We start from the raw sequence: 25555 nt of genomic DNA, 5'->3' as shown, positions 1-25555 counted from the left end.
AACGGATTTTGATTGGATACCATGAGCCAGACTGCGACGATTTTGGTCATTGACGACGAACCGCAGATCCGCAAATTTTTGCGCATCAGCCTGGCTTCTCAGGGCTATAAAGTGATTGAGGCCGGTACCGGCAATGAAGGACTGGCCCAGGCGGCGTTGAGCAAACCGGACCTGCTGGTGCTGGACCTTGGCCTACCGGACATGGACGGCCAGCAAGTGCTGCGCGAGTTTCGCGAGTGGTCGACGGTGCCGGTGCTGGTGTTGTCGGTTCGCGCCAGTGAAGGGCAGAAAGTCGAGGCGCTGGACAATGGCGCCAATGACTATGTGACCAAGCCTTTTGGCATCCAGGAGTTTCTGGCGCGGGTGCGTGCCCTGTTACGCCAGGCTCCGGGGGGGGAGGCTCAGGAAGCGGCGCTGAACTTTGGCCCGTTGACCGTGGACCTTGCCTATCGCCGGGTATTGCTGGACGGTGCCGAGGTGGCGCTGACCCGTAAAGAGTATGCGGTGCTGGCGCAACTGGCGCGTCATCCAGGGAGGGTCATCACGCAACAGCAATTGCTCAAGGACATCTGGGGCCCGACCCATACCGAAGACAGCCACTACCTGCGGATTGTGGTCGGGCATCTGCGGCAGAAGCTGGCGGATGATCCCACCCAGCCGAGGTTTATCGTGACCGAGGCGGGAGTGGGGTATCGGTTATTGAACCCTGAGACCTGATAGATTCCTGTTGCCTGTACCTTTTTCTCGTAGCAGCAACCCTCAGTGCTGCTCACTTTCATACCGGTCCAAGGTATCACTGGCAATTTGTCGCCCCAGTTCGATCAGCTCCGGCGCCTTGTAGAACTCGAAAAACCGGCACACCCGCTTGGGCACGTTGATCAGGATATCCGGCGGGTAGCCGGCGATCTTGTACTGTGCCAATGAGGTTTGCATCACCTCGAAACTCTGGTTGATCAAGTCCAGCAGGGACGCAGGTCCTACGTTGTCGATGATGAACGAACCCGTGGCGGACTTTGGCGCACCGGCCATTTCCGGAGCAGCGGCCGGTTGTTGGGCTTCAGGTTCGGCGGAGTCCAGCCACGGATTGATGTCGGCGGCCTGGGCCAGCAGGGCTTCCTGTTCCAGCAGCAACAACTGTTCGGCCTGCTTGCGGCGAAACGGCAAGTGCGAACCCAGCGACCGCACCAGGTTATCGAACCGGCTTTTGAACGCGGGCGGGCGCTGGATCACCGGCAACTGGTAGTGCTTCTGGTTGGTGGAGTTAAGGTTGACCGCGATGATCAGGTCGCAATGGCTCGACACCACGGGCACGATGGGCAGCGGGTTCAGCAGGCCACCGTCCACCAGCATGCGGTTGCCCTGCATCACGGGCGTGAACAGGCTGGGAATCGCCGCCGATGCGCGCATGGCCTGATGCAGGCAGCCTTCCTGGAACCAGATTTCCTGTTGGTTGGTCAGGTCGGTAGCCACGGCGGTGTAGGGAATGCGCAGGTCTTCGATATTGATCTCGCCGACGATCTTGCGGATCTGCCCGAAGACCTTCTCGCCGCGTATCGCCCCCAGGCGAAAGCTGACATCCACCAGGCGCAGTACATCGAGATAATCGAGGCTTTCGATCCAGTTTCGATAGTCCTTGAGTTTGCCTGCGGCATAGATTCCGCCGACCACGGCGCCCATGGAGCAGCCGGCGATACAGGCGATGTCATAGCCGCGCTTTTCGATCTCTTCGATCACCCCGATATGGGCGTAGCCCCGTGCGCCGCCGGAGCCCAGGACCAATGCAACACGTTTCTTCATGACTCGTTCCTTCGCAAAACAGGTCTCCACAATGCACCTATCGTGGGGGTTGCTTCAATCCTAGCCGACTGGGGCTATTATTTTTGTAAGCTGACCAGTGTGCTCGGGTATGCTCTGGCAATTGGCATTGTGCATTTCAGGCTGTGCGATGAGGCACTTTTTGATGTAGGCAACGTCTACATCCCACGACTGTTTTTCTTTTCTTGAGGTGTCATTGATGAAAGCCTGGATGTGTTTGCCTGTGATCGTACTGGCGTTGGCTGGTTGTGCGGGAAAGACGGCCTATCGTGATAGCTGCGCTACGCAGTTGGACGCTGCCTGGCATGAGCTTGACTTGGCCAAGGCCGAAGGCTTTGCTGGCACCATCAGTTACTCCAAGGCCCTGTCACTGTTGACCGGCGCCAAGACCCAGCAACAATTCGAAGCGTTCGAAGGCTGCTCCAACAAAGCCGAGAAAGCCCGTTTCTATATTCGTGAGTCTCGTGCCGGGCGTTGACCTGTAGCCGTTGTCGAGTGACGCGAGGCTGCGATAGTAGCTTTGCGCAGGCAGGGGTTTTTATCGTTGAGGAGAGGAAAGGATGTCAGCCTTGGTGGATCAGTTAGTCGCTCAGGTCATTGGCCTGGAAGTGGGGTTGCTGAGCTGCCAGGCTCGCCTTGCTAATGTCACCGACGATGAAGCGCTGCATGACCTGCGCACCACGGTGCGGCGCTTGCGCAGTCTGTTGCGGCCGTTACGCGGGTTGCCCGGTGTTGAGCAACTCGAGGCGGCCGCCAGCGGCATCGGCCAACTGACTACACCGTTGCGGGACCGTGAGGTGTTGGCGGCCTATCTTCACCTCCACGGCCATCACGAGGCGGCCGACCGACGCACCCGTCAACAGCCGGCGGCCTATCGTCAGGTGGCCCAAGGCCCGGAACTGGCGCAACTGTTGTTGATCATTGATGCATTCCCTCGCTTTATCCGCGCTTCCCAGCGCCAGAAACTGCTCAAGGGCCTGCGCCCGCTTATCAAAAAGCGCCTGGCCAAGCAATGGCAGAAACTGGACGAGGCATTACACGACCCCAGTCACGATCGCCATCGCCTGCGCCTTTTGATCAAGCGCGTGCGCTATGCAGCCGAGGCGTACCCGCAACTGGGCAAATTGCCTGCGAAGGCGATGTCCCACCTCAAGTCCGCCCAAGGGGCATTGGGTGATTGGCATGACTGTTGGCAGTGGCTGGCCCAGGCCGAACACCAGGCAGATTTGCAGCCCTGTGTTGCGGTTTGGCACCGGACTATGGCCGAGGCCGAAGGGCACGCAGATCGGGTGTTGGATAAGCTGAGTGCGGACTGTTTCTCGAACAAGGCTTAGTCTGCGGCTTATCTGTCCGGGTTTTTGGCCGGAATAAGTGCTGTACCGCGCAGCTTGGGTGGTTAAGATCCCTCAATCGTTTTTCTGTCGATTGAGGTTGCCATGCGCTTTAGTGATTTGCTTGATGCCGCCCGCCATAATCCTTTGGACGTGTCGATCCCAGCCGAATGGGCCCAGGGCCGCGCCACCTTTGGCGGTCTGGTCGCCGCCTTGCAATACGAAGCCTTGCGCGCTCGTGTGCCAGATGATCGCCCGCTGCGATCGTTGGCCATTACCTTTGTCGGTCCTGTGGCGCCGGATGTATCCGCACGTTATGAAGTCGAAGTGCTGCGTGAAGGCAAGGCGGTCAGCCAGTTGCTGGGCCGCGTTGTGCAAAACGGTGAAGTGATGACCCTGGTGCAGGCCAGCTTCGGCGCCTCGCGGGAGTCGCAGATTAATGTGGTGGCCGAGCCTGCACCCACCTTCAAACACTGGGATGAATGCCAGGAGTTGCCCTATATCAAAGGCGTGACACCCGAGTTCATGCGCCATCTGGCAATGCGTTGGAGCGTCGGCGGCTTGCCGTTCACTGGCAATAAGTCCCGCGACATGGGCGGCTGGGTGCGCTTGCGTGGGGATGTGAAAGAGGAGCCGCTGACCGAGGCGCATATCCTGGCGCTGGTGGATGCCTGGCCGCCAGCCTTGTTGCCGCACCTGAGTAAACCGGCGCCGGGCAGCACCTTGACCTGGACCATCGAGTTTATCCAGCCGCTGCAGCAAGTCAGCACCCTGGACTGGTGTCAGTACCACGTTGAGATCGAGCACGCCCGCGACGGCTATGGTCATGCCGCGGCCGCGTTGTGGAGCCCGCAGGGTCAGTTGATCGCGCTGAGCCGCCAGACCGTGGTGGTGTTCGCCTGAATCCAGTTAGTGCCGGTGGCGCTGACGCCAGGCTTGCCACCAGGCACCGCTCAAGACAAAACGTGGGAAGGTGACAAACTGCTCGACCACCAAACGTTGCACGGCGTCTTTGCGATCACTGAACGGCTCGCTGGCCTGGGCTTCCAGGCTGTGGCCATGACGTTGCAGTGCCAGGCCGGCCAGCACGCCGACCACGCCGATGGCAAAACCGGCCAGGCTCAGGCTGAACACCCCAGACACAATCAGCAGAAAACCGATGATGAACAGCGGTACGGCAATCAGGTGCAATACCAGATTGGTCGGGTGCTGGTGGTTTTGCGGGTAGGCGCGCCATTGCCAGGCGGGGAGATTGGGATGACGTTTGCCCATGATGGTAAATCCTCTGTCCGTTGAAACAACTTGAACAGAGTTTAGGTCGGGCGAGGAGCTTGGGCGAATCAAGGCTGGCTATGAGGGTTATAGCTTCGCGGCGGGGATGGATAGCGTGGACGGCGAAGCCGTCCTAAAGAGGTGTTCGCTGCTGCTCGATGTATCGGCGAATAACATCTATGGAGGCCCCACCGCAGCTACCGGCGAAGTAGGACGGGGACCCCAAAGCTGCGCCCCACAGTTTCTTTTGAATGCTCTAACACCTCTCGCGGTTTTTTGTTACAAAGACCAAGTGAGCATGTATCAAAAAAATTCAATGTTTTCCAAGTCTGACATCATTGTCATCACTCATAGGCCAAACTATAGTCGAGTGATGAAACGACTCCAAGCCTTTAAGTACGAACTGATGCCAGACGGCAATCAAGAGCGGCAAATGCGCCGCTTTGCGGGGTCGTGTCGGTTCGTTTTTAACAAGGCGCTGGCTTTACAGAAATCCAACCATGAGGCCGAAAACAAGTTTATTGGCTATGTTGAAATGGCTGCCCGGCTACCCATATGGAAGCGAGAGGCAGGTTTTGAGTGGCTAAAAGACTCGCCATCCCAGGCACTTCAACATGCCCTCAAAGACCTTGAGCGGGCCTATTCCAACTTTTTCGCCAAACGTGCCGACTTTCCACGCTTTAAGCGCAAAGGAAAGAGCGAGAGCTTTCGTTATCCGGACAGCAAACAATTCAAGATCGACGAAGCCAACAATCGTATTTTCCTGCCCAAGCTGGGCTGGATGCGCTACCGAAACAGCCGCGATATTCTGGGCAAGGCCAAGAACATCACCATCAGCCTGTCTTGCGGCAAGTGGTACGTCAGTATCCAGACAGAGCGTGAGGTAGAGCAGCCATCCCCACAAGGCAACGCAGTGGGCATCGACCTGGGAATCGCACGGTTCGCCACGCTTTCAGATGGCACTTTCTATAAGCCGCTCAACAGCTTTAGGCGGCATGAGAAACGCCTAAGCACAGCGCAGCGGGTGATGAGCCACAAGGTTAAATTCAGCAACAACTGGAAGAAGGCGAAAGCCCGCGTCCAGCGTATTCACGCCCATATCGGTAACGCTCGCCGTGACTACCTGCACAAGACCACAACCACCCTCAGCAAAAACCACGCGATGGTGTGTGTCGAGGACTTGCAGGTTCGGAATATGTCCAAGTCATCGGCAGGCGATAGCGAGCAACCGGGAAAGAATGTTCGGGCTAAGTCTGGGCTGAACAAATCCATCCTCGACCAAGGATGGTTCGAGTTTCGGCGACAACTGGACTACAAGCTGGCATGGAATGGAGGCTACCTCGTTGCGGTCCCACCGCACTATACAAGCCAGACCTGTCCATGCTGTGCTCATGTCTGCAAGGACAACCGGCAGACTCAAGCTCAGTTCCGATGCGTCGAGTGTGGTTTCGAGGAAAACGCCGATGTAGTCGGTGCGATCAATGTATTAAGGGTGGGACACGCCCGGTTCGCCTGTGAAGTGAACGGCGCTGTCAGGCCGTCAGCAGCAGGAACCCGCCGAGGTGAGTCAGCCCTAGCAGGCTGAACACGGTAGGAATCTCCCTCCTTTCCAGCGTGTCTGGGGAGGTCCTGCGTAGCAGGCCGAGAGGTGGGGGAGGATGTCAAAGCTTTGCCAGCCTTGAAAACTGTTACAGCTTCAACTGCCCAATCGCCTTGTTCAATTCCCCGGCCAATGTCGCCAGCTTATTACTGGTAGTCGCTGAATCCAGCGTCTGTTGCACGGTGTCTTCGGTGACATCACGGATACTCACTATCGCCCGATTCATCTCTTCGGCGACGTGGCTTTGCTGTTCGGCGGCGACGGCGATCTGGGTGTTGCTCTCGCGCATTTGTGCCACGGCCCTGGTGATCTCCGCGAGCGCAACGCCAGCTTCCTGGGCTTGTTGCACACAATCATCGGCCTTGAACGAGCTTTCCTGCATAAAGTCCACCGCGTCCCGAGTCCCAGCCTGCAAGTCCGAGACCATGCGGGTGATTTCATCGGTGGAGCTTTGCACCCGCTTGGCGAGGTTACGCACCTCGTCGGCGACCACGGCAAAGCCTCGACCCATTTCCCCGGCACGGGCGGCTTCGATGGCGGCGTTGAGGGCCAGCAGGTTGGTCTGTTCGGCGATGCTGTGGATCACGCCGACCACGGCATTGATTTTCTGACTGTCCTCGGCCAATTTCTGGATCGTCTCGGCGGTCTGCTGTACGCCTGTGGAGAGTCCGGCAATCGACTTCTGTACACGGCTCACCACTTCCTGGCCGCTGCCGGCGAGGGTGTCGGCGGTCTGGGACAGGTCGCGGGTAGCACCGGCGTGCTGGGCGATGTGATACACGGTGGCGGTCATTTGATTGATCGCCGTAGCGGCCTGGTCGGTTTCGCTTTGCTGGCCAAGCATACCGTGACGAACTTCATTCATGCTGCTGGCCAGGCGCGCTGCGCCGTCGTCCAACTGCTTGGCGGTGTACGCCACGGTATTGACCACCCGTTGATAGCCCGCCTGCATGGCGTTAAAGGCACTCGCCATTTGCCCGACCTCGTCCTTGCAGGCCAAGGGCACGCGGGTCGAGAGGTCGCCGGTTTTTTCCACGTGCAGCATCACGTCTTTCAAGGTGTTGAGGTGGCTGAGTAGAAAGCGGATCAACAACTGCGAGGCGCAGAGCATCGCCAGCATCAGGATCATTACCGCCACCGCATAGTTGGCGAAGCGCTCGGTGAACACCTGGCTCAGGCTGGGTCCATAGGCCAGCACGGCCACTTGCTGGCCGTCCGGGCGAGCGACCACTTCGGCGCCTATCAATGGGTTGTCGCCGAACAGCGGCATATGGCTGAACTCGACCCAACCGCTGGCCGTGCTCAGGGCTGAAAGATTCTGGTCCGCCAATTCCGGAATGTGGCCACGGCGATAAGTCAGCCAGTGCTCGCCCTTGGGCAGCGTTTGCCCGGCGGGCCAGGTGCTGAGCAATCGTCCTTGAGCCTGGGCCGAGGCCTGGGAGGCGTGGCTGCGTGCCTGTTGCTCCAATTGCACGGCGTACAACACCAGCAGCAGGGTGGTGATGAAGGCGACGGCATTGACGGCCCAGAACTTGTACTTCAACGATATATTGCTAAGCCAGGCACCCATGGAAGGTTTTCTCTGATAGCGGAAACAGCATTGGCAAGGTGCCAGCATTATGCTGCTATTCAGTGAAAGGGTTTTGATATGAGTCAATGAACCGCGTCAATTCGGCACAGGCAAGTCAATAACAGGCAATCCGAAAAAGTCCCTGGCGCAGGCGGTGCTGTGTTGGGCCAGGTCTTCCACACTTTCTTCCCGATGCAAGGCGACCTCGCGCAAGACTTCCGGCAGATAGGCCGGCTCGTTACGGCCATTCTTCGGTTTGGGCCGCAGCGTACGCGGCAGCAGGTAGGGCGCATCGCTTTCCAGCATCAAGCGACCCCTTGGGATTTCCCTGACGAGAGGATGCAGGTGCGTCCCACGGCGCTCATCGCAGATCCAGCCGGTGATGCCAATATGCAGGTCCAGGTCGAGGTAGCTGAACAGGGCCCGCTGTTCTCCGGTGAAACAGTGCACCACCGCCGCAGTTAGGTGATCGCGGTAGTCCCGCAGGATTTCCAGCAGGCGCTGGCTAGCGTCCCTCTCGTGAAGGAATACCGGCAATTTCAGCTCTACAGCCAGGGCCAGGTGCTCTTCGAGGACTTTTTCCTGCAGGGGACGTGGCGAGAGGTCCCGGTTGAAATCCAGCCCGCATTCGCCGACGGCACGCACGCTGCTTTCCTTGAGCAACCCGCGCAATTGTTGCGCGCTGTCGGCGTTCCACTCGCTGGCGCTGTGGGGGTGAATGCCGGCGGTGGCAAACAACCGTTGGCCGCTTTCATCCAGCCGTTGGCACAATTCCAGGGCCTGTTCACTGCCTTCGATGCTGGTGCCGGTGAGGACCAGTTGGCTCACTCCGGCGGCGTAGGCGCGGTCGAGTACCGCCTGGTGCTTGTCGTCAAAACTTGGGTTGGTCAGGTTGACGCCAATATCAATGAGTTGCATGGTGCTATCTCCGCCTGCGGCCGGAAAGCATATCAGAGCTGTAGATTTATAAGAAAAACCAAGAACTACAACGAGTTAAAGCTGTCTTTGAATGTCGTGAGTGACGCCGTGGTTGGCCGAGTGCCCGCTACTGTGCCACCCTTGTGCCCAAAGCCTGCGCTAACAGCGCTCTGTTTCTGTCCCCCAACGCTTCGTATTTCGCGACGCAATGGGCAGTATCCTTTCCGGAGAGCGGATGATCCGACCCTCGGTGTTGCTCATGCTGTGCCTGACGTTACTGCTGCCCCCGGCGGCGGTTGCGCGTCTGGACGGGCCGCTGGAAGTGACCAAACCGAGCAAGGTTCGTGATCTGGCCGAGATTCGCAGCAGTCGAACCTTGCGGGTGCTGGTCAACCAGAGCCGCAACAGCTCCGGCGAAGTCCAGGGCCAGCCCATTGGTGTCGAGTACCATCGCCTGCGGGCCTTCGAGCAATACCTCAACGGCCACGCCCGTGACGGTCAGGAAATCAACCTCAAAATCATTCCCAAAGCCAAGGATCAACTATTGGGCGCGCTGGCCCGTGGCGAGGGTGACCTGGTGGCGCCCGGCGAACTACTGGACGCCAACGCAACGCACAAGATCAGCACCAGCGACCCGATTGTCAGCGACGTGCCGCTGTGGCTGGTGGGGATCAAGGGCGAGCGACGGTTTACCCGATTGGAGCAGTTGTCCGGCCGAACTCTGGCCCTAACCACCGGCAGCGCGGCAGGGGAGGCGGTGAACCAGATCAACCAGAAGCTGGCGCTGCGCAAGTTACCGCCGGTCAAGGTGGAGTGGGTTGATCCCAGCCTTGCGGTGGAGGACGTGCTGGAGATGGTCCAGGCCGGTATCTTTCACCTGACTATCGTCGAGAAGCCGATTGCCGAGCGCTGGTCGAAAATCCTGCCCAAACTGCGTTTCGATCGGCAAGTGGCAATCAGCGAACCGGGTGAGGAGTACTGGTTCGTACGGCAGGACGCCTCGATGTTGCGGGCGAGCATCGATCGCTTCCTAAAAACCTACAAGACCCCGTCCGATCAGGATGTGGCGTTCCAGCGCATCTACCGGCGCCTTTATCAAGTGCGTTACCCATTGGCGCGGGCTGATCGCCAGCGCCTGGAGAAGCTGCGCCCGGTCCTGCAAAAACACGCTCGCGAGCAGGGCATGGACTGGCTGAACCTGGCGGCGCTGGCCTTCAAGGAATCGTCCCTTGATCCAGGCGCTAAAAGCGGCAGTGGCCCCACTGGCCTGATGCAGATCACTCCGTCGGCGGCCCAGCGAGTGGGGGTCAACAATATCCAGACTCTGGACAACAATGTGCAGGCGGGCGCGCGCTACCTGGCGATGATCCGCCGCAAGTTTTTTGCCAGCCCCAAGCTCAATGAGCGTGAGCGCATGGCCTTCGTCCTGGCGGCCTATAACATGGGGCCGGAGCGGGTACAGGGTATGCGTGCCGAGGCGCGGCGCCGAGGCTTGAACCCCAACCAGTGGTTCTTCCAGGTTGAGCGCATTGCCATGGAGCAGGTAGGAATGGGCGGTGTCAGCTATGTTAATAGCGTTAACAAGTACTACCTGGCGTTCGATCGGGAGCGGGACTCCCTCGAACCGCCAACGCCGAAGATCGCCTCACGAAAGTAATCGACAAATTAGATATTAATAAGGCGATATTTCGGATTTTATCATTGCATAAACTGATTAATATAGCGGCCAACCCACCCTACCTTGAAAAGGATTCCCAGCATGAGCCCATTGATCAAAAGCGTTCTGTCCACTCGCGCCGGCTACGGTCTGACGGTTCTGCGGATTTTTGTCGGCATCATCTTCGCCGCCCACGGTTCGCAAAAGCTCTTCGGCTGGTTTGGCGGTGGCGGCCTGGCCGGTACGGCGCAGTGGATGGAAAGCATCGGCCTGGCACCGGGTACCTTGATGGCGCTGCTGTCGGGCGGTACTGAGTTCTTCGCCGGCTTGGCACTGATCATCGGCCTCCTGGCTCGCCCGGCGGCGTTGGGCCTCACCATCGTCTCGCTGGTGGCGATCTTCTCGGTGCATATCCATAACGGTTTGTTCATGGCCAACAATGGCTACGAGTTCGCCCTGGCGCTGTTGGGCGGTACTGTTGCGGTGCTGCTCGAAGGTGCTGGCAAATTGTCTGCCGACCGCGCCATCGCCAACTGATTAAGCTGCAAGTTCCCCCAAAGGCCCGCCCCGTGCGGGCCTTTTCGTTGATCGGGATTCTTGACACCTCCCCATCGGCTTCTCTAGGATGTTGCCCATGCGCCGATTTAAACAGCTAATTGCGGGGCGCCACAGGTGACTCAATACAGTCCCGACAGAAACCTGATCCAGGTTTCGAAATACCGCTAAAGCGCTGGTTCGGTGTTGCCTCCCACCTGCCTGCAGACTTTTGAGGCAGAGACACGACACGATGAATGCACCTCACCCTCTTTTACGCTTGGCGCCGATCACTGCGGGCCTGACTCAGCGCAATCCGAAAATCCTCTTGGGTGGCAAGCACCAGCCGACGCTATTGCGTTATCTGGATGGCTGGCCCCGTCGCACCGGCCGGCCTTCGGCTTTTTTGATCCAGTTTGTCGAGGACGGCGAGTCACTTGCCCGCTTTGCCACCAACAGTTTTGACCTGGCGGTGATTCAGGCTCCCTGCGCGGCCGATGCTGTCGAGGTTATCCGCCACTTGACCCGTGTTGCACGGCAAGGACTGATTATGCGACGTTAATCGGCCCTTGCCTGATACCACTTGAGAACTGCCAACGATCAGTAAAACGCTGCTGAAGGTGGATACTGAATACGCCGACGAGACATGAAAATCCCCAGGCCAATCAGACTCAGTATCAGCGGCAATGCAATGATATTGAGCAGCTTCACGTTTCGTTCCAGGGTGTTGACCTTCCTGTAGGCCTCTACTTTCAGCGCATGAAGCTCCCTGGGCAAACGCAGGCGCTCCTTGTTGAGTGCTTGTAGCAACGAATGGGTGTTGACGGGCTGGGTGCCCCATGACGGCAATGGGTTGTTCAGGGATTGCCATTCCTTTTCCGTTTGCTCCAGGCGTTGCTCCAGAATTGTGGCCTTTTCCTGGTAAGACCGTGCGGCATCCCTGCGTAATTTCCCCAGCAACTGCAGTTGCTCTCGACTACCTGTACGAGGACGAATCTCCATCAGCGTGCCGGGGCTGGACAGTTGATCCAGAGTATTCAAGACAAACGTCGCGTTACCTGAGCGAGGCGCTTGGTGCCCATTGCTGTTCTGTGCGGATGCCCATACGCGATCACTGAGTAGATCGGTGTCGGCAACTACCACCACATGGATATCGGCGGCTTTCTGCAACTGGGCTTTCTGCCCGTCAAAGCCGTCAGGGAACGCAGAATAGGCCGGCCCCTGGATACGGGCCGCTATTACGTGGCGTTGACCACGGGCGGCCGCCTCGCTGAGCACTGAATCAAACGCGCCATGTACGGTGAAGCGCTCAATTTCAAACAGAGCGGCTTGCCCAGAGCTCTGGAGCAATGGGGTGAAGGATGTACGGCTTTTTTTGAGTGGCATAAGAGCGCCACTGCTCAATACGGTCACATTGTCCAGTTTCCAGGCGCTGACATCGTTCTGCGCCAACGCCTCCCGGGGCAGGGTAAGCGCCGCAGGGTGGCGTACGGGAAGTTGCCCACCAACAAGAATGGCCGGTGTTGCGTAGAGACTGTCGGCCAACGCTTTATTCGCAGGCATCTGCACGCCCCATGCCGCCAGCAACCCTTGCAGGCTGGAAGATAAAGCCGGGGTTTCGACGTTCGAGTCCAGGTCGCTGGATGGATCGATAAACATCATCAGCTTGCCTCCTCCCAGCACGAATTGATCAATCGCAAACAGGGTTTGCTCGGGCAGTCGAGAGGGTTGAACCAGCATCAAGGTGTTGACGTGCTCAGGAATATGCCGGGTTTCCTGGCCCAGACTCATGAGCTTAAACTGCCGACGGATTTCTTGCAGCAGTTGCCAGGGCTGTGCGGTTGCCTTGCCACGTTCATCCCGACTGCCATCCATGGGCAGCCCGGAGATCAGTCCAATCACGGGCTGTTCCGGGTGAGCGACTTTATGAATCAGATGGCTGATTTCATACTCCAGAAAGGCCTCCTGTTCAGGATTGAAAAAATCGATTCTTTGCGTGCCATGGTCCGCGCTGGTACCGATCAAGCCGAAAAAACCTCGTGTACTGTCCAAGCCAAATAACCCGGCCTTGTATTCATCTTCGGAGAAGGGGGCAGGATCAATCAGGTGCAGGTTGATTTTGCCATTCGCTACCCTTTCATACTCCCTGAGCAGTATCGCAACGCGTTGGCCATGGTTTTTCAAGGCTTCACTTTTCTGGGGATGTTTGCTTGAGTTGAAAAAGTAGAGATCCATGGGGCTCTCAAGCGAGGTGAGCAGGGTGTTCGTAGCGTCGGACAGGCTATGGATTTTTTGCTCTGAAAAATCCAGCCGCAGGTTGGGAAGTTTCAGTGCCCACACCAGATTGAAGGCGAGGAAAAGTAAGGGTATGACAATTATTGTCACGCTAAAGTTTATGGCGTTGCGCATTAAGGTTTTCCTTTCTCAACCTTTTCTAAAATTTAAAGTGACGCTTGTGGCGGTGAGAAAAGCGAAGATCATACTTGCGAAATACAATATGTCATGCAAGGTCATAAGGCCGTTGTCGATGGCGCTAACGCGTGCCGACGGGCTCAGGGAAATCAAACTTTCGATGATCCAGACAGGTGCGTGATGATCCAGGGCGTCCAGCACCGAAGATAAAGCGCTGGCGATGATCAACAAACCCATGCTGACAGTAAAAACAACAAGCCGGTGACGTGTCAGTACACAAATAAAACAACCCGCCGAAAGGTAACCGCCAGCCAATAACCAGCTGCCCAGGTACTGGGATGCAATAACCAGATTGTCCGCCGTGCCTAGATAGTTGATGGTGATCACTATCGGAAAGGTCAATAACAAGGCCAGTCCAGAAACCAGCCACGCGGCGAAAAATTTGCCTGCAACCAACTCGAAGGCCGTCACCGGCAGTGTATTCATAAAAGCAATGGCGTTTTCATTGCGTTCATCTGACCAAAGGTGTGCGGCGAGAAAGGGAATCAGGAATAAGTATAACCACGTGTGAAGCTTAAAAAAAACATGCAGATCCGTCACTCGCTGATCAAGAAAGTTTTCTGAGTAGAAGCCGAGTGCTGCGTTGCCTGTCAAGAAAGCCGAAATACTGAAATAAGTTGCCGGTGTGGAAAAATAACTGGCGAGTTGACGCTTGAGCATTACGGGTAGAAGTCTCACTTTAACGCCTCCTGGCTTAGTTGGTGAACGACGTCATTCAGGCGTCCAGACTCCAGACTCAACGAGTCGATTTTCCAGCGGCGATTGGCAATCAGCGCGCTGACATGGGGGTAAATTATTTGGCCTGGCATCGCCAGTACCGTCACGCAGCTAGGCGTGTGCCGGTCCTCTTCGATACCGGCTACGCCAGGCAATACCGCCAGTGCCAGCAGGTCCAGCGGGGTTTCAGTTGCAAGTGTGACTGCCTGGTAGTAGCGGGAGCTGCGCTGCAGTTCGGGCAGGGGGATGTCTGTCAGCAAACGGCCGCCAGCAATGACCAGTGCGCGGTTGCAGATGCTGGACAGCTCTTCGGGGTTGCGAGAGGCAACGATCACACTCATCTCATTGGTCAACGACTTGATGAGCATCCTGACCTTGTTTTTTTGATAAGCGTCGAGGCCCTCTGTAGGTTCATCCAGTAATAGCAGCTTGGGATCATGCACAATGGCCTGGGCAATGGCCACTTTGCGTTTCAACCCTATGGACAGTGTTTCAATCGGGCATTTAAGTGTTCGCCAAAGCTCCAGTCGGGCGACGGCTCGGTCAACCATCTTGCGTTTTTCCATACCACGGAACCCGCGAATTTCAGCAATGAAGTTGAGGAACCCTTCCACTGTCATGGTGCTATGGCTGACCGTGGACGCAGGTTGATAGCCAATTATTTTTTTTACCTGGAGAGGATGCGTTCCACTATCCAAATCCAGTATTCTTATATGGCCGGAACAGGGCTGAATTGAGCCAGCCAATAATTTGATTAGAGTTGTTTTGCCAGCACCATCGTTTCCAAATAGTCCTACACACTCCTGGCCTTTGGCGCAGAATGAAAAGTCACTGATGACGGCTTTTCTGCCAAGGTATTTTGTTAGGTTTGTTATCTTGATCATTAAGCTTTTCTACTGAATAAGTTTGGCAAGAATCGCTGCATTGACGAAGCCTCGATTAACCTGGGTGGGGGCAGGTTGTGAGTTGTCGAAAAGTAAAAAATTGAAAAGTCTTGATCAGGTGATGCCAGGTATTTGTTTGTTAAAAAATGGTACGTTCAATAGACGGTCTTGGAAATGCCAAAGAGGTTGAATAAGGTAAGTCCTACAGGTTGTTCGATCACGCGCTGAAACAATTGCCTTGTTATTGGCGTTTTTATTGCTGTCAGTTTTTTATCTGGCACGCATAGGAGGTTTTACCGTAACGGAGCCCTATTCCATGATGCTTCTACGTACTCTTGTTCTTGAGAACTCTGGTCATGACACCCCGGTTAATGGTGCATTGCTCTGTGGTTTCGCTGTACCGCAGACGTCCTCAAACTATCTTGCCTATAGTCTGGATGAAGAAATGGAGCCCGGAAGTTCTCGGGTGTACATCGCGGCGTTGCGCAAAAAGTCGGAGCGGTATTTTCTTGGAAGCATTGATTCCAAGGAGGATCTGCAACTGGCGATGCACGTCTTCAAGCAAATCCTCACTCTGGCGGCGGCATCCGGCATTAAAACCGGGAACGCGGCAGAGGCTCAGGTGCCTTACCATTTCATTGATCTGAAGGGCAGCAAACTGCCACCTGCCCGGCCAGAGGATCACCACTCGCTGATGATCAAGAAGGCGCTGGTGATGAAGGTCATCACTCTGGGAACTTCAGTGACCGGTTTGCCTGCTATCGAAAGCACAGAACTGATCGTCCCCTCTATTCGTTTCTCTTCGAAAATGGTGTCTCCTCCAAAGACTCCGAGCCGTCCTGAACCCGTATTGCCGGATTCGTTCGACCCGGTAGTGCAGGCTCCCATGATCGTCACCGCACCGACGCTGCCAACTGAGGCGGTGCCGCCAACCCCGGACGAACCACCAGCCTTGCCTGCCAGGGAGGCCCCGCCATCGCTGTTTGAAGTAGACAGTACGCTGACCAATCTTGCCCGTGTGGCTCAGGAGTTGACGCAACAGAAACTCGCCGTACTCCAGCAGGAAGAAGCGCTTGAGCAGTTGCGTTGCCAGTTGCAGCAGGAAAAAGCGCTTCTGGAGCAGTCGAAGCAGCAGAGTATCGAGCTGATGGCTGAAAAAAATGCGGCCTTGCAGCAGTTGACCCAAACCTTGAATGCCCGTGAAGAACACCTGGTCCATGGGGCGCAGGCGCAACAGACCGAGCAGCGCCACCTGGACGAATTGGCCCATCATCTGGATAGCCTTGCGGCTCGGTTGCAGACCGATGATGTGGCGACTCACAAAAAAGCGGAACAACTGGCGACCGGATTGGCGCATTTATCCGTCTTGCGGGACAGTCTCAGGGACGTGTTTCATCGTCTGGACGAAGCCCTGGAACCTGTGGCTGAGGCTGATCAACCCCTGGATAAGGGCGTGCAGGGGCATCCAGAAGCCGTCTGATGGGTGCTTTTGCTGATGGGCGTCGTCATCAGGTCTGGCTACTTTCCCCCGTTCATTTATTATCGCTCCCTATCAACTGGAGTCAGCTAGCCATCGCCGTATGTCTGATGCGGCAGCTGTCTGAACATGTGGGAATTTCCTGGGGATGTGAAGCTTTTGAGTACCAAGCTGATTACCAAAGAAGGTCATGAAGCGCTGAAGAAAGAGCTTGATTACCTGTGGCGAGAAAAGCGTCCTGACACTACCCGCAAAGTGACCTGGGCAGCCTCGCTGGGGGACAGAAGCGAGAACGCCGATTACCAGTACAACAAGAAACTGCTGCGCGAGATTGATCGCCGTGTGCGCTACCTGCGCAAGCGCCTGGAAGACATGCGCGTTGTTGAGTACATGCCCGAGCAGGAAGGCAAAGTATTTTTCGGCGCCTGGGTCGATATCGAGAATGAGCAGGGCGAGACCAAGCGCTTTCGTATTGTCGGCTACGACGAAATTTATGAGCGTATGGATTACATCTCCATAGACTCGCCCATGGCGAGGGCGCTGCTACGCAAGGAGGTGGACGATGAGGCTATCGTGCAGACCCCTGGTGGTGAAGTGTGCTGGTGGATCACTGGTATCGAGTACGTGAAGTAGGCATTGGTGGCCCGCTCTCTGGAAGGAGGGCGGGCCATCGACGTTTTAGCCTTCGCGCAACACCGTCAATGGGCTGGCATTCAACGCCCGGCGTGTACCGAATACACCGGCACCACCAATCAGCACGGCCCCGATGACCGGCAGCACCAGCAACCAGGGATGAGGGTGCCAGGCCAGGTCGAAGGCATAGCGGTACAACACCAGGGTCACCAGTTCCGTCCCCAGCGCCGCCAACAGGCCGCTGACCGCGCCCAGCAGGCCGAATTCGATACGCCGGGCCTTGACCAGTAACTTGCGCTCCGCCCCCAGGGCGCGCAGCAGCGCGCCTTGGCGGATACGTTCATCCAGCGTGGCTTGCAGGCCGGAGAACAACACCGCCATGCCCGCCGCCAGCACAAACAGCAGCACGTACTCCACTGCCAGGGTGACCTGGGCCAGAATGCTGCGCAACTGCGCGAGCAAGGCTTCGACCTGCAGGATGGTCACTGCCGGGAAAGCCCGGGACAGGTCGACGATCTGCTGGTCATGGCCGGGAGCCAGATAGAAGCTGGTCAGGTAGGTGGCCGGCAGGTCTTTCAAGGTTCCCGGCTGGAAGATCATGAAGAAGTTAGGCTGGAAGTTGTCCCAGTTGATCTCCCGCAGACTGGTGACACGGGCTTCACGGTTTTCCCCGCCGATGGTGAAGACCAGGTGGTCATTGAGCTTGAGCTTCAGGCTTTCGGCGACCTTGGTTTCCACCGAGACACCGGGAATCTCATCGGTGGGTTGGCTTGACCACCATGAGCCCGACGTCAGGCTGTTGCCCGGTGGCAAGTCCGCAGCCCAGGTCAGGCTCAGGTCGCGCTGCACCGCGCGATCGCCACTGGAGTCCTTGCTGACAATTTGCTGCACAGGTTCGCCATTGATGCTGATCAGCCGTCCTGGCACCACCGGGTACAGCGGCGCTGACTGTGCCTGCAATTCCAGCAGGCGAGCGCCGAAGGCTTCCTTGTCGGCGGGCAGGATGTTCAGGGCAAAGTAGTTGGGTGCGTCCTTGGGCAACTGGTTCTGCCAGGTGTCCAGCAACTCCCCGCGCAGCAGCGCGATCAAACCCATGGACAGCAGGATCAGGCCGAACGCCAGGGATTGCCCCGCTGCCGCCAGTGGGTGGCGCAACAACTGGCCCAGTCCCAGGCGCCAGGGCAGGGACGCGCGGGCCAGCAACCGGCGCAGGCTTTGCAACAGCAGGAGCAGCAGGCCACCCAGAACCAGCGCCGCAATGACGCCGCCGCCAAGCAGGGCGAAGGTCAGTACCAGATCCAGGCTCAAGCGCCACATGATCAGGCCCAGGGCGAACAGTGCGGCGCCATAGACCATCCAGGTGCTGGATGGGATAGGCAGCAAATCGCGGCGCAACACTCGCAGCGGCGGCACGCGACCCAGTGCGGCCAGGGGTGGCAGGGCAAAACCTGCGAGGGCTACGAGCCCGGTGCCGATCCCGGCAATGGCTGGCAACAGCCCGCCCGGCGGAACGTCTGCCGGCAGCAGGTCGTGCAACAGATAAAACAATCCCAATTGCGCCAGCCAACCGAGCAGGGCACCGCTAAGGCTGGCCAGCAATCCCAGCACGGTCAATTGCAGGCTGAACAGCAGCATCGTTTCCCGTCGCGACAAGCCAAGGCAGCGCAGCAGAGCGCTGGCATCAAAGCGTCGACTGGCAAAGCGATTTGCCGAAAGTGCTACAGCCACGCCAGACAGCAACACGGCCACCAGGCTGGCCATGTTCAGGTAGCGTTCGGCCTTGCCCAGGGCGCCGCCGATTTGCTGGTTGCCGTCCCGTGCGTCCTGCAGGCGCTGGTTGGCAGCGAGACCTGGGCTGACCAGGTCGCGGTAGGTTTGCAGGGCCGTGCTGGCTTGCGGCGCACGCCATAGCTCACGGTAGCTGACGCGGCTGCCGGGCTGTACCACGCCGGTGGCTTCAAGGTCGGCCAGGTTGATCATCACCCGTGGTGTCAGGCTGTACAGGTTGCCGGCGCGATCCGGTTCGTAGGTCAGCACGCGGGCCATGCGCAGGGTCTTCATGCCGACGTCGATGCTGTCGCCAATCTTCATGTCCAGCGCCGTCAGCAGGCGCGCCTCGACCCAGGCTTCTCCGGGCTTAGGCCCGCCGCCGGGTATTTGCTCTGCGAAGGGTTCGGCGGCGCTTTTAAGCTCTCCGCGTAGCGGGTATTGCTCGTTGACTGCCTTGATGCTCGACAGCTGGATGCTGTTGTCGGTGGCGATGACGCTGGAAAACTCCACGACCCTGGCATGTGCCAGACCCAACTCGGTTCCGCTTCTGATCTGCTCGGGGCGGGCAGGGGAGCTGCCTTCGAGTACCAGGTCGGCGCCAAGGAATTCAGTGGCGCGTAACAGCATCGCACCGTTGAGGCGTGCACCGAAGTAACCGATGGCAGTGCTGGCGGCCACGGCCACCAGCAGGGCAAAGAACAACACGCGTAATTCGCCAGCACGGGCATCGCGCAGCAATTGGCGTAGGGCAAGGCTGATCAGGCGCAACAGCGGCAAACGTGCCATCAAGGCTCCAGGGGGGCGACCATCAGGCCGGCTTCAAGGCGGATCAGGCGTCGGCAGCGATGGGCCAGACGCTCGTCGTGGGTCACCAGCACCAGGGTTGTACCGTTCTCTTTATTGAGTTCGAACAGCAGATCGCTGATGCGCTCGCCGGTATGGCTGTCGAGGTTGCCGGTGGGTTCGTCGGCAAACAGCACGTCCGGTTCGGCGGCGAAAGCCCGGGCAATGGCGACCCGCTGTTGCTCGCCACCGGAGAGCTGGCGCGGGGAGTGGGTCAGGCGCTGGCCCAGGCCGACGCGCTCCAGCAGGTGTCTGGCGCGTTCTCGGGCATCTTTGCGGCCGTCCAGTTCCAGAGGCAGCATGACGTTTTCCAGGGCGTTGAGGCTGTCCAGCAATTGGAACGACTGGAATACAAAGCCAACGTGTTCGGCCCTGATGCGTGCGCGCTGGTCTTCGTCCAGGGTGCTCAGGGCAAGCCCGGCAAGCGTGACTTCGCCACTGCTGGGCAGGTCGAGGCCGGCTAGCAGGCCCAGGAGAGTGGATTTGCCGGAACCTGAGCTTCCGACGATAGCCAGGCTATCGCCCTTGTTCAGTTCCAGGCTCAGTTCGTGCAGGATGGTCAGTTCACCTTCCGCGCTGGGAACCACTTTGCTAAGGTTCCGCGCAGTGAGAATGCTTGCGCCCATGGAGAGTCCGATGCGAATGTGGTTTTTGAGTGCTGGCCTGGCCCTGATGTGCATGGCCCAGAACGCAGCGGCGGGTACAGTCCTGATCGTTGGCGATAGTATCAGTGCCGGTTTCGGCCTGGATACCAGCAAAGGGTGGGTCGCGTTGTTGGAGCAGCGGCTCAAGAGCGAAGGTTTCGACGACAAGGTGGTCAATGCGTCCATCAGTGGCGACACCAGTGCCGGAGGCCTGGCGCGGCTACCCGCGGCGCTTGCAGAGCATAAGCCGGACCTGGTGATCCTTGAGCTGGGGGGCAACGATGGCCTGCGTGGTCAGTTGCCAACGCAATTGCAACAAAACCTTGCGGGCATGATTCAGCAGTCGAAGAAGGCGGGGGCCAAGGTGCTGCTTTTGGGTATGCGCTTACCGCCAAATTACGGTGTTCGCTACACGACTGCTTTCGCTGAAGTGTTCCCTCAAGTAGCCAAAGAGAATGACATTCCCTTGGTGCCTTTCTTGCTGGAGGGCATAGGTGGCGTGCCTTCCATGGTTCAGAGTGATGGAATTCACCCTACTGCTGAAGCTCAGTCTCGGCTGTTGGATAACGTCTGGCCGATGCTGAAGCCGTTGCTTTGAAGTAATCCCTGAAGAGGTCAGGAAGACCCGATTGTAGGGAGCTGCCAATCAGCCTGTCCAGAGCTTTTGTCACAGGTTTGGCGCACCTTTGTCCCATCGCTTGGGGTCCTTATCGTCCGCCTGCGAGGGTCCTTATGGCGCCCGCGAGGACCTATGCGAAGGCACACGGGGGAACCTCGGCCTGTAGTAGCAATGAGGTGGTCATTCCCAAATTTTCTGTATTTTCTCATCGGGACCTATGCGACCACAGCCAGATGACCAAATGGACAGCCGCACAGACCAGATAGGCAGCCTGTAGCTTGTCCATTGGGTTCTCCTAAAGGTTACTTGATGGGTCGGCCCCATTGGTCAACACCAGCGAACGCAACAGCCTTGTTCATCTCCCCAGCCTTGGCCTTGAGCCACTCAGTGAGACCCTTGCTGGTGATCTTGAACAGGTGACCGCCATTGGATTGGGTAATCAGGTTGGTCGGTTTAACAGCCTTCACGAAGCCCTTTGCGTGATAGTCGGGGTGAAGCTCGGTGTGACCTGAAAGGGTCTTACGGGCTTTCCCTTGGGTGATCAGCAAGGCCAGTAGTTTGTCAGGGTGGTCGATGTCAGCGAGGCGGCAGGCTTCACGCCAGCTATAGCCAACTGTGCGGCCTTTGCGGACGTGTTCGTCATAGGCTGGGGCCATTGCATTGACTCGCGCTTGGAGAGTGTCGAGGGTGTCCTTGATGGTCTCCGCGAGGAAGCCCGGATTGGCCTGAGCCTCAAGTTCAATCCATCGACCCACGACTGTATGACGTAGACCCGTGTCATAGCCGGTGATCAAGGTGAAGGTCAGGTGCTTATCGAGGACCAGCATAGGCCGCTCAGCGTTCCGACCATCCCGGTAGGTCGCCTCGGAGTATCCCAAGGGTTGGTCATTATTTGAACACGGCTGAGATTTGAGCCGAGTTATCTCGATTACCTTACGGGCATCCGCAAGGACGTTCTTGTGGGCCTTGCCAGTCAGCTCAGCGATCTCAATGGTGGTCATGGTTACGGTGTTGGTCAGCATAGTGTTGTGACTCCTTTTGATTGCCCCCTGAGTTCGCTCCCACAGGCCAGCTCAGAGACCCACAACAAGGGTTCTGGCGAGTGGCACAAGGAGCAATCAGAAAGACTCTGATGGTTGAATGCCCAGCGATGGGCGATAGGTGAAGTGATATGCAAATCTGCACATCGTCTGATAGCGCCCCAGCCGATCCTTCATTAGGTCGGCCTTACGGGGCATCTAAGGGAATCCCTTAGGCAGTCAGCGTGATACGGGTGATCATCGGGAAGGCCACATCCTCGGTCTGGAGGCCATCAGCGCTCAGCTTCACACGGACCTTGCCATTAGCAACGATGTCCACGACAGCCATGATCTCAACGTCCCAGCACTGGTGGGCACCGTTGCGGGTCGCTTCGATCTTCCACACGTCACCGTTACGACCTTCGCGGTAGCTCAGCGAGGTGAACATCTTAGGTAACAGGAACAGACCATAGTCAGTACCAGCGTATGGTTGCACAGAGGCGCCGATCAGGGCTTCGATGTCCGCTACGCCAGCTCGTTGAGCAGCCCGCTCAAGAACGGCCACCAGCGACACAGGGAGCAGGACCACGAAGTCACCCAACGAGGTGCCCACAGTCTGGTTGATGTTCATCGTCAAGATGTCGATCAGGTCCTCTGCGATCTCTACAGGCTTGCCGGTTGGCTTGGTCGCTGGCTTGGTCTCAGTGGATGGAGCGGTAGACAGGATTGAAGCGATCTTGCCAGCGGCAAGGAACTCGATGTCCCGCAACAGCTTCTCAGCGGTCTGGTTCATGGAGCCCTCGGTGAAGCCTGCCAACAGGGTGTGGTCGAGGATGGTGAAGCGGTGGCTGATGACCAAGGCTTTATCGGTGGGCTCGGTGAAGATCACAGACCCGGCCAGGACTTCGCCCTTCGAGATGGTCTTGTTGTCCCAGTTCTTGCGAGGGTCGAAGGTGACAGAGCGATCAGCCATGGTAATGATTTGCTGACCCGTGGCATCAGAGCCAGCCGGACGGAACTCGCAAGGGGTTCTCTCAGCAGCCTCTTCGCGCCATTCGTCACTGTTAAGGTACTCGTCGAGGCCATCGGTCAGGGCTTCCACGTAGACGGACACATCGGTGGCCGCTTCGTTCTCAGCGCGGATGTCAGCAGTGTTGAAGCGGATTGACCCGTTCTGATCATCAAAGATGGTCGAGTAATGGGAAGTCGGTTTCACGTATTGGTTAGGTAGGCGCATGGGATTGTTTCTCCTGAATTAGTTGAAGGGGGATGAAGTTGTAGATGTCGAGGTGCTGTTACCAGCCGGAGTTACGAGAGGCAGCACGGATGCGCTCACCTTGTTCTCGAATGGCAGCCGCTCGGGCTTCTCGGTCGGCCTTCAATTGGGCCAGCTCACGGGGCGTAGCTTCACGGAGACGCTCAGCATGGGCATTGGCCTCAGCTTGTTGACGGAGACGCTCACGGGCCTTCTCTGACTTGTCTTGGCGGTACTCACGGGCGACATCGGGAATCGCATCGAGCGACAACCCGGCCTCATCGAAGACCTTAACGATCTCGAACTTTCGGCTTACTACGGTGGCGCATTGGGCGACCAGCATGGGCAGCAGGATGTTCTCGACGTACTCACGGCTCTGGGTCTGGCCGGAGATGGTCACTTCGTTCTTCAGGACATTGGTGATGTTGATTAGCATGGGATTGGGACTCCTATTGGGTGACCCATTAGTTCAGCCTTGGCGCCATTGAGGCACGCGACCAGACGGCCAAGGAGGGAGCCACGCGGGCATCATCCAAGACTGACTAATAGGTTCTGGGGTTTGGTTGTGTGTTGATGGTCAGGACATGGCAATCCTGAGCGGGCATCTTTAAGTTGATCTACGAGGCGACGTAGAGGTGTTACTGGGTGTGGTTAGCACCACTGGGACGAGCTTTGAGGATCACGGGGACACGCTTGACGAGCTTGACGAGCGTCTCCAAGTCGAACCCAGTGGACTCAAGGAGCATCTCAAGGGGGACCAAGTGGAACGCTGATAGTCTGGTCTTCAGGAACTCAAGGGCATCTTCAAGACCACGGTGGAACCGGAGACCACAGGCTTTAAGTTCAAAGACTGCATAGGCCGATCTGGGAATCTCACCCATGGCCTTCTCGATGGTCAATAGGTCCGCTTGGTGCTGCGCGCTAAGATCATCGAGGACAAATTGAAAGTTCAATTATCGACCTCCTTTGAGGTGACTGAGAGAGCGGGATAATCATGGTCGCAAGACCAATCCCCAACTTGAGATGATCTTAGACAATCTATTAGAATCTTTAAGTTCTTTTCTTATTAGATTATTTAAAGATAATAATTATAAAGTTACTCAATGAGTAATCTTTAAGAATCTTTAAGTTAAGGTCCCCTGCAACTTGAGCAACATACGGTGGTCCCAATCCCGTATGCGGTCTCCCAGCGGCGCCCTTAATGGACATCGACTAACAGGTGACATTATCAAGCTGCGCTCCTTCCTACTGGAGCCAGACACTAAGGTCTGATTACCGGGGAACGGTTGAGCGCTTGGCGTGCCTCCCTTGAGGGTGGTCGCACTGGTCGTCTCGGTCGTCTCGGTCGTTGCCGTTGAGGGAAACGGTAGGAATCTGGAAAGGCCTCTCAGAGATATTTATTTTTATTCTCTGGGTGTCCTCTACAATAGTGAGGGGGAATTAACTTATTATTGACAGTCATCATCAATCTATGATTGGTACTCAGCCATTCCGGGCAAATTCACCATGGAATCGCTTGCGAATCTGATCAGCGTATCGGGTTGCCGCTCGGATGTTCTCAAAGAGGACAACCCCCCGATCACCGTCACCTATGTTTATATCAACCGCAAACTGAGTCCCATATGCGGAGATGCCTTTAGGCAGACCATCGGCCTTAGTGTCTCTCCTCTTGGCGTTCTGCATGTTCTGCTTCGCGGTGCAAGTCCGCAAGTTAGATGGATGATTGTGGGATGGGTCACCGTCAATGTGGTCAACATATAGAGCCTCATCGAATGGACCATAAGCCATACGGTAAACAATGCGGCTCGTTTGGACCCTGACCATGTGTCGTCCGGTATCGTCCTCCCACTCAACCTGAGCTTGGCGGCGTCCTTTATTGTTTGTCACGGAACCTACAAGGCTTCCTTCATATGTTACTCGACGAGACTTCGGTGAGACCTTATATGCCTTCGTTAGAATTCCTTCACGGCTGTCTACGAGCTTGTATCGAGCCTCAAGGATCTCGATGGGTGGAAGTGGGGTGATCTTTACTTTACTGGTCATAACTCCTCCTGCGTGTGGTTGGTGGTGGCACGAGTGAGGGTTTATTAAATCGTTTCAGATATGACCAAAAAGGATAAAGCAGTCACGAGCTTCCACGCTCCTACGCTCACGAAGCAAGGCCAGGACCCAGCGATTCGATTAGATTTCACGTAGGAGCGCAGAGGTTTACTTACCTATTGACCGACAGGGTATTGCAGCCACTCCCCTTCTTGGGTTGGGTAGCGAAAGTTCCTTTTGACCTCGTAGAAAGCCCCGTCAACAGTAACCCCCTCAGCGCCTTGCCATCCTTTGAACTCCGGCGTCCTTATCGAAAACGTACCGGCCTTCACAATGAAAGCCTGAGAGCCGTCAGCCCCTGTATAAAGATCAGCGGGCGGGAACTCCAAGTGATATTCCGTATCGGTGAATGTGACCACTTCCCCGCCTGATAACGTTATTTCGACAACCTTATCGCTCATGACTGACTCCCTGATGTGATGAGT

26 protein-coding genes and 1 pseudogene are annotated in these 25555 nt (G+C 57.1%); 11 read left to right on the top strand and 16 right to left on the bottom strand.

Annotation, left to right across the window (positions count from 1 at the left end):
- The first annotated feature begins 21 nt into the window (after positions 1–21).
- Positions 22–717, top strand: a complete 696-nt coding sequence (locus FQ182_RS26050; protein WP_149414333.1) for a response regulator — start codon at positions 22–24, stop codon at positions 715–717.
- Between the two features lie 42 nt (positions 718–759).
- On the opposite strand, the gene FQ182_RS26045 is transcribed toward FQ182_RS26050, so the two are convergent.
- Positions 760–1797, bottom strand: a complete 1038-nt coding sequence (locus tag FQ182_RS26045) for a patatin-like phospholipase family protein (protein WP_149414334.1) — start codon at positions 1795–1797, stop codon at positions 760–762.
- A 217-nt stretch (positions 1798–2014) separates the two neighbouring features.
- Here FQ182_RS26045 and FQ182_RS26040 point away from each other — a divergent pair, with 217 nt between their 5' ends.
- The 3 genes from FQ182_RS26040 (at position 2015) to FQ182_RS26030 (ending at position 4049) form a co-directional block, all read left to right on the top strand.
- Entirely contained in the window at positions 2015–2293 is a 279-nt protein-coding gene (locus FQ182_RS26040) for a hypothetical protein (protein ID WP_133098887.1), read from the top strand.
- 82 nt (positions 2294–2375) lie between these two features.
- The gene (locus FQ182_RS26035) at positions 2376–3149 is read left to right on the top strand and encodes a CHAD domain-containing protein (protein ID WP_149414335.1); all 774 of its coding nucleotides are present in this window, start codon (positions 2376–2378) and stop codon (positions 3147–3149) included.
- A gap of 102 nt (positions 3150–3251) precedes the next feature.
- A complete protein-coding gene (locus tag FQ182_RS26030) occupies positions 3252–4049 on the top strand; it encodes an acyl-CoA thioesterase II (RefSeq protein ID WP_133098885.1) in 798 nt (265 codons plus the stop codon).
- A 6-nt stretch (positions 4050–4055) separates the two neighbouring features.
- On the opposite strand, the gene FQ182_RS26025 is transcribed toward FQ182_RS26030, so the two are convergent.
- Positions 4056–4418 (bottom strand): Mpo1-like protein, encoded by a 363-nt coding sequence (locus tag FQ182_RS26025; RefSeq protein WP_149414336.1) that lies wholly within the window; start codon positions 4416–4418, stop codon positions 4056–4058.
- 133 nt (positions 4419–4551) lie between these two features.
- Positions 4552–4671: pseudogene (locus FQ182_RS26020) on the bottom strand (transposase); the annotation flags it as partial.
- 120 nt (positions 4672–4791) lie between these two features.
- Between FQ182_RS26020 and FQ182_RS26015 the strand changes: the two are divergent.
- A complete protein-coding gene (locus tag FQ182_RS26015; RefSeq protein WP_149414337.1) occupies positions 4792–6003 on the top strand; it encodes an RNA-guided endonuclease TnpB family protein in 1212 nt (403 codons plus the stop codon).
- Between the two features lie 103 nt (positions 6004–6106).
- Here FQ182_RS26015 and FQ182_RS26010 read toward each other — a convergent pair whose 3' ends face one another.
- On the bottom strand, positions 6107–7588 hold the full coding sequence (locus tag FQ182_RS26010; protein WP_149414338.1) for a methyl-accepting chemotaxis protein: 1482 nt from the start codon (positions 7586–7588) through the stop codon (positions 6107–6109).
- A gap of 96 nt (positions 7589–7684) precedes the next feature.
- Complete coding sequence (locus tag FQ182_RS26005; RefSeq protein WP_149414339.1) at positions 7685–8506, bottom strand: TatD family hydrolase; 822 nt, start codon at positions 8504–8506, stop codon at positions 7685–7687.
- 235 nt (positions 8507–8741) lie between these two features.
- Here FQ182_RS26005 and FQ182_RS26000 point away from each other — a divergent pair, with 235 nt between their 5' ends.
- From FQ182_RS26000 to FQ182_RS25990, 3 genes are all read left to right on the top strand, one after another.
- The gene (locus FQ182_RS26000) at positions 8742–10163 is read left to right on the top strand and encodes a transglycosylase SLT domain-containing protein (protein ID WP_149414340.1); all 1422 of its coding nucleotides are present in this window, start codon (positions 8742–8744) and stop codon (positions 10161–10163) included.
- Between the two features lie 102 nt (positions 10164–10265).
- Positions 10266–10700 carry a DoxX family protein gene (locus tag FQ182_RS25995; RefSeq protein WP_149414341.1) on the top strand — a complete coding sequence of 145 codons (435 nt, stop codon included), beginning with the start codon at positions 10266–10268 and terminating at the stop codon, positions 10698–10700.
- Between the two features lie 250 nt (positions 10701–10950).
- Entirely contained in the window at positions 10951–11259 is a 309-nt protein-coding gene (locus tag FQ182_RS25990) for a class I SAM-dependent methyltransferase (RefSeq protein WP_149414342.1), read from the top strand.
- A 38-nt stretch (positions 11260–11297) separates the two neighbouring features.
- Here FQ182_RS25990 and FQ182_RS25985 read toward each other — a convergent pair whose 3' ends face one another.
- Genes FQ182_RS25985 through FQ182_RS25975 form a run of 3 tightly spaced genes read right to left on the bottom strand, consistent with a single transcriptional unit; the run spans position 11298 to position 14770 of the window.
- Entirely contained in the window at positions 11298–13106 is a 1809-nt protein-coding gene (locus FQ182_RS25985; RefSeq protein ID WP_149414343.1) for a Gldg family protein, read from the bottom strand.
- A 15-nt stretch (positions 13107–13121) separates the two neighbouring features.
- On the bottom strand, positions 13122–13847 hold the full coding sequence (locus FQ182_RS25980; protein ID WP_149414344.1) for an ABC transporter permease: 726 nt from the start codon (positions 13845–13847) through the stop codon (positions 13122–13124).
- Positions 13844–14770 carry an ABC transporter ATP-binding protein gene (locus tag FQ182_RS25975; RefSeq protein ID WP_149414345.1) on the bottom strand — a complete coding sequence of 309 codons (927 nt, stop codon included), beginning with the start codon at positions 14768–14770 and terminating at the stop codon, positions 13844–13846. The genes FQ182_RS25980 and FQ182_RS25975 overlap by 4 nt, the downstream gene beginning before the upstream one ends.
- A 316-nt stretch (positions 14771–15086) precedes the next feature.
- On the opposite strand from FQ182_RS25975, the gene FQ182_RS25970 reads away from it, so the two are divergent.
- Both FQ182_RS25970 and greB read left to right on the top strand, forming a co-directional pair.
- Entirely contained in the window at positions 15087–16250 is a 1164-nt protein-coding gene (locus FQ182_RS25970) for a hypothetical protein (RefSeq protein WP_149414372.1), read from the top strand.
- Positions 16251–16406: 156 nt separating this feature from the next.
- Entirely contained in the window at positions 16407–16880 is a 474-nt protein-coding gene (greB, locus tag FQ182_RS25965) for a transcription elongation factor GreB (RefSeq protein WP_099169508.1), read from the top strand.
- A gap of 45 nt (positions 16881–16925) precedes the next feature.
- Here greB and FQ182_RS25960 read toward each other — a convergent pair whose 3' ends face one another.
- Together FQ182_RS25960 and FQ182_RS25955 are read right to left on the bottom strand one after the other, a co-directional pair.
- On the bottom strand, positions 16926–19436 hold the full coding sequence (locus FQ182_RS25960) for an ABC transporter permease (RefSeq protein ID WP_149414346.1): 2511 nt from the start codon (positions 19434–19436) through the stop codon (positions 16926–16928).
- Entirely contained in the window at positions 19436–20119 is a 684-nt protein-coding gene (locus FQ182_RS25955) for an ABC transporter ATP-binding protein (protein ID WP_149414347.1), read from the bottom strand. The genes FQ182_RS25960 and FQ182_RS25955 overlap by 1 nt, the downstream gene beginning before the upstream one ends.
- Positions 20120–20129: 10 nt before the next feature.
- On the opposite strand from FQ182_RS25955, the gene FQ182_RS25950 reads away from it, so the two are divergent.
- Entirely contained in the window at positions 20130–20735 is a 606-nt protein-coding gene (locus FQ182_RS25950) for an arylesterase (RefSeq protein WP_149414348.1), read from the top strand.
- Between the two features lie 323 nt (positions 20736–21058).
- Here the strand turns inward: FQ182_RS25950 and FQ182_RS25945 are convergent, their stop codons facing one another.
- The 6 genes from FQ182_RS25945 to FQ182_RS25920 form a co-directional block, all read right to left on the bottom strand.
- The gene (locus tag FQ182_RS25945) at positions 21059–21778 is read right to left on the bottom strand and encodes a Rha family transcriptional regulator (RefSeq protein ID WP_149414349.1); all 720 of its coding nucleotides are present in this window, start codon (positions 21776–21778) and stop codon (positions 21059–21061) included.
- Between the two features lie 229 nt (positions 21779–22007).
- Complete coding sequence (locus FQ182_RS25940) at positions 22008–23012, bottom strand: hypothetical protein (protein ID WP_149414350.1); 1005 nt, start codon at positions 23010–23012, stop codon at positions 22008–22010.
- Positions 23013–23070: 58 nt separating this feature from the next.
- Entirely contained in the window at positions 23071–23466 is a 396-nt protein-coding gene (locus FQ182_RS25935; protein WP_149414351.1) for a hypothetical protein, read from the bottom strand.
- Positions 23467–23668: 202 nt separating this feature from the next.
- Complete coding sequence (locus tag FQ182_RS25930; protein ID WP_149414352.1) at positions 23669–23983, bottom strand: hypothetical protein; 315 nt, start codon at positions 23981–23983, stop codon at positions 23669–23671.
- A gap of 529 nt (positions 23984–24512) precedes the next feature.
- Complete coding sequence (locus FQ182_RS25925) at positions 24513–25073, bottom strand: HNH endonuclease (RefSeq protein ID WP_149414353.1); 561 nt, start codon at positions 25071–25073, stop codon at positions 24513–24515.
- A 173-nt stretch (positions 25074–25246) separates the two neighbouring features.
- Positions 25247–25531, bottom strand: a complete 285-nt coding sequence (locus FQ182_RS25920) for a hypothetical protein (protein WP_149414354.1) — start codon at positions 25529–25531, stop codon at positions 25247–25249.
- Positions 25532–25555: the final 24 nt, after the last annotated feature.

The sequence above is a fragment of the Pseudomonas sp. ANT_H4 genome (assembly GCF_008369295.1).
Taxonomy (GTDB): domain Bacteria; phylum Pseudomonadota; class Gammaproteobacteria; order Pseudomonadales; family Pseudomonadaceae; genus Aquipseudomonas.
Note: the sequence above shows the minus strand (reverse complement) of the source record. Positions and strands in the feature narration are given on the sequence as shown.

Excerpts from the sequence above, each read along its gene's own strand:
- FQ182_RS26005 (WP_149414339.1), bottom strand. The coding sequence starts at position 8,506 with ATGCAACTCATTGATATTGGCGTCAACCTGACCAACCCAAGTTTTGAC.
- FQ182_RS25945 (WP_149414349.1), bottom strand. The coding sequence starts at position 21,778 with ATGCTGACCAACACCGTAACCATGACCACCATTGAGATCGCTGAGCTG.
- FQ182_RS26030 (WP_133098885.1), top strand. The coding sequence starts at position 3,252 with ATGCGCTTTAGTGATTTGCTTGATGCCGCCCGCCATAATCCTTTGGAC.
- FQ182_RS25990 (WP_149414342.1), top strand. The coding sequence starts at position 10,951 with ATGAATGCACCTCACCCTCTTTTACGCTTGGCGCCGATCACTGCGGGC.
- FQ182_RS26045 (WP_149414334.1), bottom strand. The coding sequence starts at position 1,797 with ATGAAGAAACGTGTTGCATTGGTCCTGGGCTCCGGCGGCGCACGGGGC.
- FQ182_RS26050 (WP_149414333.1), top strand. The coding sequence starts at position 22 with ATGAGCCAGACTGCGACGATTTTGGTCATTGACGACGAACCGCAGATC.
- FQ182_RS26040 (WP_133098887.1), top strand. The coding sequence starts at position 2,015 with ATGAAAGCCTGGATGTGTTTGCCTGTGATCGTACTGGCGTTGGCTGGT.
- FQ182_RS25975 (WP_149414345.1), bottom strand. The coding sequence starts at position 14,770 with ATGATCAAGATAACAAACCTAACAAAATACCTTGGCAGAAAAGCCGTC.
- FQ182_RS26010 (WP_149414338.1), bottom strand. The coding sequence starts at position 7,588 with ATGGGTGCCTGGCTTAGCAATATATCGTTGAAGTACAAGTTCTGGGCC.
- FQ182_RS25960 (WP_149414346.1), bottom strand. The coding sequence starts at position 19,436 with ATGGCACGTTTGCCGCTGTTGCGCCTGATCAGCCTTGCCCTACGCCAA.
- FQ182_RS26015 (WP_149414337.1), top strand. The coding sequence starts at position 4,792 with ATGAAACGACTCCAAGCCTTTAAGTACGAACTGATGCCAGACGGCAAT.
- FQ182_RS25985 (WP_149414343.1), bottom strand. The coding sequence starts at position 13,106 with ATGCGCAACGCCATAAACTTTAGCGTGACAATAATTGTCATACCCTTA.
- FQ182_RS25940 (WP_149414350.1), bottom strand. The coding sequence starts at position 23,012 with ATGCGCCTACCTAACCAATACGTGAAACCGACTTCCCATTACTCGACC.
- FQ182_RS26000 (WP_149414340.1), top strand. The coding sequence starts at position 8,742 with ATGATCCGACCCTCGGTGTTGCTCATGCTGTGCCTGACGTTACTGCTG.
- FQ182_RS25955 (WP_149414347.1), bottom strand. The coding sequence starts at position 20,119 with ATGGGCGCAAGCATTCTCACTGCGCGGAACCTTAGCAAAGTGGTTCCC.
- FQ182_RS25950 (WP_149414348.1), top strand. The coding sequence starts at position 20,130 with ATGCGAATGTGGTTTTTGAGTGCTGGCCTGGCCCTGATGTGCATGGCC.
- FQ182_RS26035 (WP_149414335.1), top strand. The coding sequence starts at position 2,376 with ATGTCAGCCTTGGTGGATCAGTTAGTCGCTCAGGTCATTGGCCTGGAA.
- FQ182_RS25925 (WP_149414353.1), bottom strand. The coding sequence starts at position 25,073 with ATGACCAGTAAAGTAAAGATCACCCCACTTCCACCCATCGAGATCCTT.
- FQ182_RS25920 (WP_149414354.1), bottom strand. The coding sequence starts at position 25,531 with ATGAGCGATAAGGTTGTCGAAATAACGTTATCAGGCGGGGAAGTGGTC.
- FQ182_RS25995 (WP_149414341.1), top strand. The coding sequence starts at position 10,266 with ATGAGCCCATTGATCAAAAGCGTTCTGTCCACTCGCGCCGGCTACGGT.
- FQ182_RS25935 (WP_149414351.1), bottom strand. The coding sequence starts at position 23,466 with ATGCTAATCAACATCACCAATGTCCTGAAGAACGAAGTGACCATCTCC.
- FQ182_RS25970 (WP_149414372.1), top strand. The coding sequence starts at position 15,087 with ATGATGCTTCTACGTACTCTTGTTCTTGAGAACTCTGGTCATGACACC.
- FQ182_RS26025 (WP_149414336.1), bottom strand. The coding sequence starts at position 4,418 with ATGGGCAAACGTCATCCCAATCTCCCCGCCTGGCAATGGCGCGCCTAC.